This window comes from Sphingopyxis sp. (assembly GCF_041916015.1).
Classification (GTDB): domain Bacteria; phylum Pseudomonadota; class Alphaproteobacteria; order Sphingomonadales; family Sphingomonadaceae; genus Sphingopyxis.
Window position 1 is genome coordinate 1 of record NZ_JAYSAH010000102.1, and the last position, 11,233, is coordinate 11,233.

11 protein-coding genes are annotated in these 11,233 nt (G+C 67.0%); 10 read left to right on the plus strand and 1 reads right to left on the minus strand.

The window, feature by feature from the left end:
* Positions 1–939, plus strand: a 939-nt coding sequence (locus ACE3SL_RS14765) for an efflux transporter outer membrane subunit (protein ID WP_374526482.1), incomplete at its 5' end; no start/stop codon positions are given.
* On the opposite strand, the gene ACE3SL_RS14770 is transcribed toward ACE3SL_RS14765, so the two are convergent.
* A complete protein-coding gene (locus tag ACE3SL_RS14770) occupies positions 932–1,567 on the minus strand; it encodes a TetR/AcrR family transcriptional regulator (protein WP_374526483.1) in 636 nt (211 codons plus the stop codon). The genes ACE3SL_RS14765 and ACE3SL_RS14770 overlap by 8 nt on opposite strands.
* 127 nt (positions 1,568–1,694) lie before the next feature.
* On the opposite strand from ACE3SL_RS14770, the gene ACE3SL_RS14775 reads away from it, so the two are divergent.
* The 9 genes from ACE3SL_RS14775 to rplA all read left to right on the plus strand — a co-directional run bounded on the left by ACE3SL_RS14775 (position 1,695) and on the right by rplA (position 11,088).
* Positions 1,695–2,843 (plus strand): efflux RND transporter periplasmic adaptor subunit, encoded by a 1,149-nt coding sequence (locus tag ACE3SL_RS14775; RefSeq protein WP_374526484.1) that lies wholly within the window; start codon positions 1,695–1,697, stop codon positions 2,841–2,843.
* Positions 2,844–2,852: 9 nt separating this feature from the next.
* On the plus strand, positions 2,853–6,020 hold the full coding sequence (locus ACE3SL_RS14780) for a multidrug efflux RND transporter permease subunit (RefSeq protein ID WP_374526485.1): 3,168 nt from the start codon (positions 2,853–2,855) through the stop codon (positions 6,018–6,020).
* Positions 6,013–7,422: an efflux transporter outer membrane subunit gene (locus ACE3SL_RS14785; RefSeq protein ID WP_374526486.1), complete on the plus strand. Its 1,410-nt coding sequence runs from the start codon at positions 6,013–6,015 to the stop codon at positions 7,420–7,422. Before ACE3SL_RS14780 ends, ACE3SL_RS14785 begins: the two co-directional genes overlap by 8 nt.
* A gap of 115 nt (positions 7,423–7,537) precedes the next feature.
* Positions 7,538–7,858, plus strand: coding sequence for a multidrug efflux SMR transporter (locus ACE3SL_RS14790; protein ID WP_374526487.1), 321 nt, complete (start codon positions 7,538–7,540; stop codon positions 7,856–7,858).
* Positions 7,859–8,053: 195 nt separating this feature from the next.
* Positions 8,054–8,251: a preprotein translocase subunit SecE gene (gene secE / locus ACE3SL_RS14795; protein WP_374526488.1), complete on the plus strand. Its 198-nt coding sequence runs from the start codon at positions 8,054–8,056 to the stop codon at positions 8,249–8,251.
* A gap of 34 nt (positions 8,252–8,285) precedes the next feature.
* Complete coding sequence (gene nusG / locus ACE3SL_RS14800; protein ID WP_374526489.1) at positions 8,286–8,822, plus strand: transcription termination/antitermination protein NusG; 537 nt, start codon at positions 8,286–8,288, stop codon at positions 8,820–8,822.
* A gap of 40 nt (positions 8,823–8,862) precedes the next feature.
* Positions 8,863–9,792, plus strand: a complete 930-nt coding sequence (locus ACE3SL_RS14805; RefSeq protein ID WP_374526490.1) for an acyl-CoA thioesterase — start codon at positions 8,863–8,865, stop codon at positions 9,790–9,792.
* A 161-nt stretch (positions 9,793–9,953) separates the two neighbouring features.
* Positions 9,954–10,385: a 50S ribosomal protein L11 gene (gene rplK / locus ACE3SL_RS14810; protein ID WP_374526491.1), complete on the plus strand. Its 432-nt coding sequence runs from the start codon at positions 9,954–9,956 to the stop codon at positions 10,383–10,385.
* A gap of 4 nt (positions 10,386–10,389) precedes the next feature.
* Positions 10,390–11,088, plus strand: coding sequence for a 50S ribosomal protein L1 (rplA, locus tag ACE3SL_RS14815; protein WP_037554039.1), 699 nt, complete (start codon positions 10,390–10,392; stop codon positions 11,086–11,088).
* Positions 11,089–11,233: the final 145 nt, after the last annotated feature.

Genomic DNA, 11,233 nt, shown 5'->3' on the forward strand with positions numbered 1-11,233 from the left:
GATGCGGCGCGCCAGAATGCGGCGGCGGTCGCGGCGGCGCGCGAGGCGGCGGCGCTGTCGGTCAGCGCGGCGGCGGCGAGCGGCTATATCGCGCTGCTCGCGCTCGACCAGCGGCGCGAATTGCTGAAGCAGACGCTGGTCTCGCGCGGCGAGGCGCTGCGGATCGCGCGCGACCGGGCCGAGGCGGGCTATACGTCGCAGCTCGAGCTCCAGCAGTCCGAGGCCGAATATCGGTCGGCCGAGCAGCAGATCCCGGCGATCGAGGCGGCGATCGCACGGCAGGAGAATGGGCTGTCGCTGCTGGTCGGCGACACGCCGCATGCGATCGCGCGCGGCACGGCCTTCGACGGGCTGAAGACCCCGGCGGTGCCCGCGGTGATGCCGTCGGAACTGCTCCGCCGGCGCCCCGACATCGCGCAGGCCGAATATGCGCTGGCGGCGACCGACGCGAATCTGCGCGCGGCGCGCGCGCAATTCCTGCCGCAGATCCGGCTGTCGGCGTCGGGCGGGGCGGTCGTCTCGTCGCTGCTCGGGGACCCGATCAGCATCTGGTCGGTGGGCGGCAGCGTCCTCGCGCCGATCTTTCAGGGCGGGCGGTTGCAGGGCCAGTTCGACGCCGCGACCGCGCAACGCGATCAGGCGGCCTTCGCCTATCGCAAGTCGGTGCTCACCGCCTTTCGCGAGGTCGAGGACCAGTTGGCGCTGATCGACCGGCTGGGGGCGCAGGAACAGGCATTGCTCGCGCAGCATAATGCGGTGGCGGAGGTGCTGCGCCATGCCACCAACCGTTATCGCGCGGGCTATTCGCCCTATCTGGAACAGATCGACGCGCAGCGCGCCTTGCTGGCGGTCGATCAGGCGCTGATCCAGCTGCGCGCCGACCGGCTGACCGCCTATGTCGCGCTCTATCAGGCGTTGGGGGGCGGGGCGGTTAGCTGACCCGGAAATGCGACAGGAAGGGCTGGATCCGCCAGCGAATCTGGGCTTCGTCGAGCGTCCCGTCCTCGATCCCCGCCAGCGTGTTGAGGATCGTGTCGCCCGAGATGATCGAGGCGAACAGGTGCGCGGCGGCTTCGGGATCGTCGATCGTCGCTTCGCCCGCCGCGGCCCAGTCGGCGAAGAGGTCGGACAATTCGCGGATCGTCGGCATGTGAAGGTCGCGATAGGTCTGGAGCGCGAAATCGCGGTCGCGCAGGCATTCCGAAACGAGCATCCGCATCAGCGCGACCGCGCGCGGCGAACGCCGGAATTCGAGCTCGCTCATCACATAGCTCATCAGCGTATCGACGTTCGACTGCGCTCCGACGGGGCTGCGTTCCATGCGCTTCAGCATCGCCTCGTCGCGCCAGCGGGTCGCGATCGCGTGGAGCAGGCCCTGCTTGTTGCCGAACAATTCATAGAGGGTCGCAAGCGATCCGCCCGAACGGCGGACGATCTCGGCGAGACTGGTGCGGTCATAACCCTGTTCGATGAACAGCGCCTCGGCGGCGTCGAGAATGGCCTCGTGCCGCAGGGCACGCGGGCTGAGCCTGTCCGTCCGGCATATCGCGGTTTCGCCCTTGTTCAACGCCTTTTCTCTCCCTTGCTCTTTGGTGTAATTTAAATTACACGCCGCAATAACGCAACCGTTCGATCGCATTCACGTTCGGCAAACAGACATTTTTCCAGGGGTCCTTATGATTCGCCTTCGTCCCGTGGCAGGCGCCGTCTGCGCTGCGCTGGCTCTCGTGCTGGCTTCCTGCTCGTCCGAAGCGCCGCCCGCGCCCCCGCCGCCCGAGGTCAATATCGTGACCGTCGGGACGCAGGCGGTGCCGAACATCATCGAACTTCCGGGCCGCGTGCAGGCCTATCGCACCGCCGAGGTCCGCGCGCGGGTCGACGGGATTGTCGAGCGCCGGCTGTTCGAGGAAGGCAGCCTCGTCGCGGCCGGCAAGGCGCTGTTCCGCATCGATCCGCGCCAGCTGACCGCGAACGTCAACGCTGCGCGCGCGCAACTCGCCCGCGCGCAGGCGACTGCGGCCAACGCGCGGCAGGTCGTCGGGCGCTACCAGCCGCTGCTCGCCGACCAGGCGATCGGCAAGCAGGAATATGACGCCGCGGTTGCGGCGCAGCGCACCGCCGAGGCCGACGTCCAGTCGGCGCAGGCCAATCTCGAATCGGCGCGGCTCAACCTCGGCTATTCGACCGTCACCGCGCCGATCGGCGGCCGCGCGCGGCGCGCCGAGGTGACCGAGGGGGCGCTGGTCAGCGCCGCGCAAGGGACGCTGCTGACGACGATCGAACAGATCGACCGCGTCTACGTCAATTTCGGCCAGTCGAGTTCGGACCTGATGGCGATCCGCCGCGACATGGAATCGGGGCGGCTGCAATTGCCGCCGACCGCGCGCACCGAGGTGCAACTGATCCTCGAGGACGGGACTCCCTATCCGGTGACCGGCCATCTCGATTTCTTCGACCTGTCGATCGACGAGGCGACCGGCACCGCCGCGCTGCGCGCCGAATTCCCCAATCCCACCAGCGCCCTGCTGCCCGGTCAGTTCGTGCGGGCGCGGATCAAGGCGGGTATCCGGCCCAACGGCATCCTGATCCCGCAGCGCGCGGTCAAGCTCTCCGCCGACGCAGCGACGGTGATGATCGTCGATGCGCAGAACAAGGCGGCGATCCGTCCGGTGAAGCTCGGCACGATGGAGCAGGGGCAGTGGGCGATCGTCGATGGCCTGAAGCCGGGGGACAAGGTGATCGTCGACGGGCTGCAGAAGGTCCAGCCGGGCCAGCCGGTCCGGGTTGCGGGCGCCGCGACGAAGACGCCGCGGGCCGCCAAGACCGCGGCCCCCAAGCGCTAAGGCTCCCCCATGACCCCCCGCTTTTTCATCGACCGGCCCATCTTTTCATGGGTCATCGCCATCGGCATCCTGCTCGCCGGGATCATCGCGCTGCGCAGCCTGCCGGTCGAGCAATATCCGTCGGTCGCGCCGCCGTCGCTGACGATCAGCGTCACCTATCCCGGCGCCGACGCGAAAACGCTCGAGCAGAATGTCACCCAGGTCATCGAGCAGGAACTGAACGGGGTCGAGGGCTTCCTCTACATGGCCTCGACCAGCGAATCGAACGGCACGGCGTCGATCACCCTGACCTTCGAGGCGGGGACCGACATCGACACCGCGCAGATGGAGGTGCAGAACCGCCTCCGCCGCGTCGAACAGCGCTTGCCCGAGGATGTGCGGCGGCAGGGCATTTCGGTGACCGAGGCCAATTCGGGCTTCCTGCTCATCGTCGCGATCACCTCGAAGAGCGGCAAGACCGACCCGATGGAGATCAACAATTTCGCCAACACGCGCGTGCTCGACGAGCTGCGCCGCGTGAACGGGGTCGGCAACGTTCAGGCCTTCGCGCCCGAATATGCGATGCGCATCTGGCTCGATCCGCAGAAGCTCGCTTCCTATAATCTCTCGCCCGCCGAGGCGCTGGCGGCGGTGCAGGAACAGAACAGCCAGACTCCCGGCGGCCAGCTCGGCGACCAGCCGCTCGCCAAGGGCGCGCAGCTCAACGCCGTGATCACGACGCAGGGCCGCTTCACCAAGCCCGAACAGTTCCAGAGCATCATCCTGCGCGCCAATCCCGACGGGTCGGCGGTGACGCTGGGCGACGTCGGGCGGGTCGAGCTCGGCGCGGCGAGCTATCTCTTCTCCTCCGAACTCAACGGCAAGCCGATGGCGGGCCTCGCGGTTCAGCTGACCCCGGGCGCCAACGCGCTGTCGACCGCGCAGGGCATCCGCGACCGCATGGACGAGCTGGCGAAAGGCTTCCCGTCCGACGTCACCTGGTCGATCCCCTATGACACCACGCCCTTCATCAGCCTGTCGATCGACGAGGTGGTGAAGACGCTGGTCGAGGCAATGGCGCTCGTCATCCTCGTCATGTTCCTGTTCCTCCAGAACTGGCGCGCGACGGTGATCCCGGCGGTGGTCGTGCCGATCGCGCTCGCCGGCGCGTGCCTCGGCCTCTGGCTCGCGGGCTTCTCGATCAACGTGCTGACCCTGTTCGGCATGGTGCTGGCGATCGGCATCCTCGTCGACGATGCGATCGTGGTGATCGAGAATGTCGAGCGCATCATGAGCGAGGAGCATCTATCGCCCTATGAGGCGACGGTGAAGGCGATGGGGCAGATCACCTCGGCGATCATCGGCATCACGCTGGTGCTGATCGCGGTGTTCATCCCGATGGCCTTTTTCCCCGGCTCGACCGGCGGCATCTATCGCCAATTCTCGCTGACGCTGGCGATCTCAATCGGCTTTTCGGCGCTGCTCGCGCTGACGCTGACGCCCGCGCTGTGCGCGACGCTGCTCAAGCCGCACGACGCCGCGACGCATGGCGGACCGATCGGCGAGCGGCTCGACCGTTTCTTCGGCGGCTTCAACCGCTGGTTCGGGCGCACGACCGACCGTTATCAGGGCCGCGTCGGCCGCCTGCTGTCGGCGCCGCTGCGCTGGCTCGGCGTCTTCGTCGCGCTCGTCGCGGTGACCGCGCTGCTGTTCACGCGCCTGCCGGGCTCCTTCCTGCCGCAGGAGGATCAGGGTTATCTGATCACCGTCATCCAGGCGCCGCCGGGCGCGACGACCCAGCGCACCGACCTGGCCGCCAATCAGGTGAAGAAATTCTTCGCCGGGCAGCCGCAGGTCGCGAACGTCGTGTTCGTGCGCGGCTTCAGCTTCTTCGGTCAGGGGCAGGCGAACGCGATCATGTTCACCCCGCTCAAGCATTGGGACGAACGCAAGGGCAAGGAAAACAGCGCTGACGCGATCGCCGGCAAGGCGATGGGCGCCTTCATGGGGATCAAGGAAGCGTTCGTCTTTTCGCTGAGCCCGCCGTCGATCCCCGAACTCGGCACCGCGAGCGGCTTTACCTTCAAGCTGCAGGATCGCGGCGGAGGCGGCCGTGCGGCGCTGCTCGCCGCGCGCAACCAGATGCTCGGCGGCGCGATGCAGAGCAAACTGCTCGCCAACGTCCGGCCCGAGGGGCAGGAGGATGCGCCGGTGCTGAAGGTCGATATCGACCGCATCAAGGCGCGCGCGCTCGGCCTGTCGATCGGCGACGTCAACGCGACGCTCGCGATCAGCTTCGGCAGCGCCTATGCCAACGACTTCACCCGCGAGGGCCGCGTGCTGCGCGTGCTGCTCCAGGCCGACGCCGCGAGCCGGATGACGCCGCAGGACGTGCTCGACCTCAAGGTGCGCAGCGCATCGGGCGGCATGGTGCCCTTCGGCTCGTTCAGCACCGCCGAATGGTCGGCCGACGCGCCGCAACTTCAACGCTACAACGGCTACCCGGCGATGACGATTTCGGGTGAAGCCGCGCCCGGCAAATCGACCGGCGAGGCGATGGCCGAGATGGAGCGGCTCGCGCAGAGCCTGCCCGCCGGTTTCGCCTATGAATGGACCGGCATCTCCTATGAGGAGAAGCAGTCGGCGGGGCAGATCGGCATGTTGCTCGGCCTGTCGCTCGTCGTCGTCTTCCTGCTGCTCGCGGCGCTCTACGAAAGCTGGTCGGTGCCGGTTTCGGTGCTGCTCGTCGTGCCCTTGGGCGTGCTCGGCGCGGTGCTCTTCTCGATGCTCCGCGGGCTGTCCGCCGACGTCTATTTCAACGTCGGGCTGATCACGATCATCGGGCTTGCCGCCAAGAACGCGATCCTGATCGTCGAATTCGCGATCGAGCAGGAAGCCGAGGGCAAATCGACGCTCGACGCGGTGATGGAGGCGGTGAAGCTCCGTCTCCGCCCGATCATCATGACCAGCCTTGCCTTCATCCTCGGCATGCTGCCGCTGGTGATCGCGAGCGGGGCGGGGGCGGCGAGCCGCCGCGCGGTCGGCACCGGCGTGATGGGCGGGATGATCGCCGCGACGTTGCTCGGCATCTTCTTCATCCCGCTCTTCTACCTGTCGGTCCGCAAGTGGCTCAGCCGCAAGCGGCCACCCGCACCTGCCGAAAAAGGTCATCATGAGGAGGAGCCGAGCCATGCGTAAGCCGATCCTGCTCCTCGCCGCGGCGGCGATGCTGTCGGGCTGCGTCAACCTCGCGCCGCCGCACACGCGGCCGCCGCTGCCGACCGCGCCCGACTATCCCGAGGGCTTCGCGAACGACGTCGCGCTCGGCCAGCGCGCGACCGAGGTTTCGTGGCACGATTTCTTCGCCGACCCGCAGCTCGAGGCGCTTGTCGCGCGCGCGCTCGAACGCAACCGCGACCTCGCGATCGCGGTCGCGCGGATCGAGGAAGCGAAGGGGCAATATCGCATCCAGGACGCCGACCGTCTGCCGACCGTGGGCGCGAGCGCCGACGCGACGCGCAGCCGCGCCTTTTCGGCCTTTACCACGCCGCCGGGGCCCGATAGCTCGAACCGCTATTCGGTCGGGGTCGGGGTCACCGGCTTCGAGCTCGATTTCTGGGGGCGGGTGAAGAATCTGTCCGAAGCCGCGCGCAGCCAGTATTTCGCCACCCAGCAGGCCGAGCGCGCCTTTCGCCTGTCGCTGATCCGCGACGTCGCTTCGGCCTATTTCGCCTCGCGCGGCGCGGAGGAACAGATCGTGCTGGCCGAAGCGACGGTGACGAGCCGGCGCGAGGGGCTCCGCATCGCCAAGCTCCGGCTCGACGCGGGCGTGACCTCGGCGCTCGACTATCGCCAGTCGGAGACGCTGCTGACGCAGGCCGAGACGCAGCTGGCCAGCCTGAAGCTCGCCAAGGCGCAGGCCGATAATTTCCTCGCCGTGCTCGCCGGCGGGCCGCTGCCCGCCGACCTGCCGGCGCCGCTGCCGCTCGTCGACCAGTCGCGCCCACCCGCGCTGACCGCCGGACTGCCGTCCGACCTGCTCGTGGCGCGGCCCGACATATTGCAGGCCGAGGAACAGCTTCGCGCCGCGCGCGCGAATGTCGGCGCCGCACGTGCGGCTTTCTTCCCCTCGATCTCGTTGACCGGCAATGCCGGCTTTGCGTCATCGTCGCTCGACGGACTGTTCGGCAATAATGGGCTGACATGGAGCTTCGGCCCGTCGATCAGCCTGCCGATCTTCGATTTCGGGCGCAACAAGGGTAATCTGACCGTCGCCGAGGCGCGCGAGAATATCGCGGTCGCGACCTATGAGAAGACCGTCCAGTCGGCCTTCCGCGAGGTCGCCGACGCGCTGGCCGGCCGCCGTCATCTCGCCGAGCAGGTCGAGGCGCAGGAGCGCGGGACCGAGGCGACGCGCCGCATCGCCGACCTGGCGCGCAAGCGCTATCGCGAGGGCGTATCGACCTATCTCGAAGTGCTCGACGCCGAACGCAACCTGTTCGCGTCCGAGCAGGCGCTGATCGAGCTGCGGCGCGCGCAGGTCGATAATCTCGTCACGCTCTACGTCGCGCTCGGCGGGGGGCTGGTCGAACCGTCCTGACCGCGCTATCGGGCGGCGCGCCGCCATGGGCGGCACGCGAAAAGGGGCCACGTCCCCGCCCGTGAAAAGCGGGTCTGAGGTCCGGGACGGCCCGGCAGTCTTGAAGGAGGCTGTCATGGCCTGGTTCTATCTTACCATCGCCGGCCTGTTCGAAATCGTCTGGGCTTTTTCGATGAAGCAGTCGGAGGGGTTTACGCGGCCCGGACCGACCATCGTCACCCTCGCCGCGATGACCGCGAGCTTCGTCCTGCTGTCGCTGTCGATGCGCTCGCTGCCGCTCGGCACCGCCTATACGATCTGGACCGGCATCGGCGCGGTCGGGGCGTTCGTCGTCGGCATCGCGATACTGGGCGAGCAGGCGAGCGCGATGCGGATCGTCGCGGCCCTGTTGATCGTGTCGGGGCTGTTGCTGATGAAGCTGTCGTCACCCGCCTGAGCGGCAATCGCTTGCCAAGGGCCGAGCGCGCGGGTAAAGGCCGCTCCATTCGGACAGCTGCGCCGCTTCCTTCCGCCTTTCGCCGGCATCGCCGGGGAGGGTGGGCGGACTATTGCCCAAAGCCCGCTTGACGCGGCAGGGGCGGCAACCCATCTGGCCGGAACCCAAGGACGTTTGAAGGACAGGACGATCGATATGGCGAGGCCCAAGATTGGCGAATTCGTCAACCAGGTGAAAACCGAAGCCACCAAGATCGTGTGGCCCACGAGCCGCGAGACGGTGCAGACGACGATCATGGTGATCATCATGACGACGATTCTGGCGATCTTCTTCTTCGGCGTCGATTCTGGTTTCAAGTTCATCGTCAGCTGGCTGACGTCGCTCGCGCGCTAAGCGCGGCACCGAAGGTTTAAAAGGGACACGCAACATGGCGCGCTGGTACATCATTCACGCCTATTCGGGCTTCGAGAACAAGGTCCGCGATTCGGTACTCGCCGAGGCCGAGCGCATGGGCCTGACCCAGCTCGTCGAAGCGGTCGAGGTGCCGGTCGAGACCGTCACCGAAGTGAAGCGCGGGAAGAAGGTGCAGGCGGAACGCAAGTTTTTCCCCGGCTATGTCCTCGCCAAGCTCACCATGACCGACGACGTCTATCACCTCGTCAAGAACACCCCGAAGGTGACGGGCTTCCTGGGGTCGATGGGCAAGCCGCAGGCGATCAGCGAGGCCGAGGCCGCGCGCATCCTCAACAGCAAGGAAGAGGCCGCGGCGCGCCCGAAGACCGAAATCCGCGTCGATTACGAGATCGGCGATCAGGTCAAGGTGCTCGAAGGCCCGTTCGCGAGCTTCAACGGCGTCGTCGAGGAACTCGACTTCGACAAGGCGCGCGTCAAGGTCAGCGTCTCGATCTTCGGTCGCGCGACCCCGGTCGAGCTCGATTTCGAGCAGGTCGAACGCATGAAGTGATGGCCGCACGCCATCGCTCCCGACAGGATTGGATGATGCCATGAGCCTGACTCCTGCCGAGATTCAGGCCCGTATCGATCGCGCGCGAGAGATCAACGCCAGCGTACCGGCCGAAAAGGTCGTGCGCGCGGTCGCGCGGCTCTTCGATCTCGATCCGGTCCCCGGCGTCGAGGACGAGTTCACCTTTCCCGCGCTCGCAAGCACCGCGCGCGACCGCATCTTCGGCGGGCAGGTGATCGCGCAGGCGATGATGGCGGCGGCGCGCACCGTAGAGGACGGCAAGCAGGTCCATTCGCTTCACGCCTATTTCCTGCGCGGCGGCGACGAGACCAAGCCGCTGCATTTCCGCATCCACCGCGACTTCGACGGGCGCAGCTTCTCGAACCGCCGCGTCGTCGTGCGGCAGGACGGCAAGGTCATCTTCAACCTGACCGCATCGTTTCAGGTCAAAGCGGAAGGGCTGTCGCATCAGGTGCCGATGCCCGACCTCCTGCCGCCCGAGGAATGCTGGGACTTTACCGATTTCGTCGCGGCGGCACCCGAAATTTCCGACCGGCAGTTTGCGAACATGGCGCGCCGCCGCCCGTTCGAGATGCGCAGCTATCGCCCCCCTGCGGGGACCGGCGCGACGCAGCATTATCAATGGTTCCGCGTCGCCGCGCCGATCGGCGACGATCCGCTGATCCACCGCGGCTTTCTGGCTTTCGCGTCGGACATGGGCTTGCTGTCGTCGGCGATGCTGCCGCACGGCGTGAATTTCTGGACCCCCGGCATGGTCTCCACCAGCCTCGACCATGCGATGTGGTTCCACGCCGATATTCGCGTCGACGAATGGTTCGTGTTCGTGATGGATACCCCGTGGACGGGCGGCGACCGCGGCCTCTGCCGCGGTTCGATCTATCGCCGGGACGGCACGCTGATCGCGACCGCGGTGCAGGAGGGGCTGGTGCGCTACCGCCCGCAGGGGTGAGCGCATAAGGCTTGTTTTTGGCGGCGTTTGCGCCTATGCGCGCCCCTTCGCGTCAGATACGGGCGTGATTCCGCGCGGGAGGAAGGGGTGATGCCCTTCTGCTTGACCGCTTATTTTGAGCCCCGGCTACGTCCGGGGCGACAGAAAGAAAGGAGGCCATCATGGCCAAGAAGATCAGCGGCTATATCAAGCTGCAGGTGCCCGCCGGCACCGCCAACCCGTCGCCGCCGCTCGGGCCGGCGCTGGGTCAGCGCGGCGTCAACATCATGGAATTCTGCAAGGCGTTCAACGCCGCGACCGACGGCCTCGAAAAGGGTCAGCCGACCCCGACGATCATCACCGTCTTCGCCGACAAGAGCTTTTCCTTCGTCACCAAGACGCCCCCGGCGACCTATCTGATCAAGAAGGCCGCGAACCTGAAGTCGGGCTCGAAGGAGCCCGGCAAGATCAGCGGCGGCAAGATCGCGCGCTCGAAGCTCGCCGAGATCGCCGAGCTGAAGATGAAGGATCTCAACGCCAACGACATCGAACAGGCGACGAAGATCATCGAAGGCAGCGCCCGCTCGATGGGCCTCGAAGTGACGGAGGGCTGAACCCATGGCTAAGCTGACCAAGAAGCAGAAGGCCCTTGAGGGCAAGGTCGACGCGCTGAAGCTGCACGGCGTCGATGAAGCGATCAAGCTGGTGCGCGAGCTGGCGACCGCCAAGTTCGACGAAACGCTGGAAATCGCGATGAACCTCGGCGTCGATCCGCGTCACGCCGACCAGATGGTCCGTGGCGTCGTGACGCTGCCCGCCGGCACCGGCAAGGACGTCAAGGTCGCGGTCTTCGCGCGCGGCGACAATGCCGAGAAGGCGCTGGCCGCCGGCGCCGACAAGGTGGGCGCCGAAGACCTGATGGAAGACATGCTCGCGGGCAACCTCGACTATGGCCGCGTCATCGCGACGCCGGACATGATGGGCATCGTCGGCCGCCTCGGCAAGACGCTGGGTCCGAAGGGCCTGATGCCGAACCCGAAGCTCGGCACCGTCACCCCGAACGTCGCCGAAGCGGTCAAGGCGGCCAAGGGCGGCCAGATCGAATTCCGCGTCGAAAAGGTCGGCATCATCCACGCCGGCCTCGGCAAGCTGTCGTTCGGCGAGGAAAAGCTCCGCCAGAACTTCGACGCCTTCGTCGATGCGATCGTCAAGGCGAAGCCGTCGGGCGCCAAGGGCAAGTACGTCCGCAAGGTCGCGCTGTCGTCGTCGATGGGCCCGGGCGTGAAGGTCGACACGGCCGACGTCGCCGGCGCCTGATCGCCACCGACAGGAATTAGGGAAGGGCCGGGGGAAACTCCGGCCTTTTTCTTATTGGCGCGGGCGATTTTGAGGTGAGGAGCGGACCGTCCTCTATTTCCTTTCGGGTCGAGCGAAGTCGAGACACGCTTGGGAAGCGCCAGCC

What these genes read in the sequence shown, in the direction of transcription:
- ACE3SL_RS14780 (WP_374526485.1), top strand. Translation starts at nt 2,853, where the DNA reads ATGACCCCCCGCTTTTTCATCGACCGGCCCATCTTTTCATGGGTCATC.
- ACE3SL_RS14785 (WP_374526486.1), top strand. Translation starts at nt 6,013, where the DNA reads ATGCGTAAGCCGATCCTGCTCCTCGCCGCGGCGGCGATGCTGTCGGGC.
- ACE3SL_RS14790 (WP_374526487.1), top strand. Translation starts at nt 7,538, where the DNA reads ATGGCCTGGTTCTATCTTACCATCGCCGGCCTGTTCGAAATCGTCTGG.
- secE (WP_374526488.1), top strand. Translation starts at nt 8,054, where the DNA reads ATGGCGAGGCCCAAGATTGGCGAATTCGTCAACCAGGTGAAAACCGAA.
- nusG (WP_374526489.1), top strand. Translation starts at nt 8,286, where the DNA reads ATGGCGCGCTGGTACATCATTCACGCCTATTCGGGCTTCGAGAACAAG.
- ACE3SL_RS14805 (WP_374526490.1), top strand. Translation starts at nt 8,863, where the DNA reads ATGAGCCTGACTCCTGCCGAGATTCAGGCCCGTATCGATCGCGCGCGA.
- rplK (WP_374526491.1), top strand. Translation starts at nt 9,954, where the DNA reads ATGGCCAAGAAGATCAGCGGCTATATCAAGCTGCAGGTGCCCGCCGGC.
- rplA (WP_037554039.1), top strand. Translation starts at nt 10,390, where the DNA reads ATGGCTAAGCTGACCAAGAAGCAGAAGGCCCTTGAGGGCAAGGTCGAC.